Genomic DNA, 463 nt, shown 5'->3' with positions numbered 1-463 from the left:
GTCAAGGTTAATCACCGCCTGCTGCAATGCAATTGAATCATATTCTTTAAGCCACCCATATCTGCGGGATTTTTTCGCCACGGCAAGCAGCGGTTTAAGGTCTTTACGCGGGTTTAAATTTACGCCGTGCCGCTGGTAAGCGTCTTTCTTGATGTGCAGCGCTTTGTTGTACGCAAAACGAACCGCACCGAACTGAGCGTTGAGATATTCAGCCTGTTCTGGTGTTGGGTAGATGCGTACTTTTTGTTGCTCTTAACATCATCAGCGCTCATTGATATAATGTTTTTATTTTAACATGTTAGGGCAATATATCAATTGAGTAATCATGATGATTTACTGGCGGAATTCCTCAGAAAGCGGCACCGTGTCAGTAAACTGGTCGTGCCTCTGATCTTTACGACAAAGTATCGACGTAAGCTATTTGACGGACAGATGATCGCTCAACTGCGTGATGCATTTGACT

Annotated in this window: 2 pseudogenes; one reads left to right on the top strand and one right to left on the bottom strand. The window is 44.3% G+C overall.

The features are described from left to right. Positions 1–259, bottom strand: a pseudogene (locus BHE89_RS20520) (helix-turn-helix domain-containing protein); the annotation flags it as partial. A gap of 56 nt (positions 260–315) precedes the next feature. On the opposite strand from BHE89_RS20520, the pseudogene BHE89_RS20515 reads away from it, so the two are divergent. Continuing rightward, positions 316–463, top strand: a pseudogene (locus tag BHE89_RS20515) (IS200/IS605 family transposase); the annotation flags it as partial.

Source organism: Shigella sp. FC1967 (assembly GCF_001743005.1).
Lineage (GTDB): Bacteria > Pseudomonadota > Gammaproteobacteria > Enterobacterales > Enterobacteriaceae > Proteus.
The sequence above is the reverse complement of the archived record's forward strand: the minus strand, read 5'-3'. Positions and strand labels throughout refer to the sequence as shown.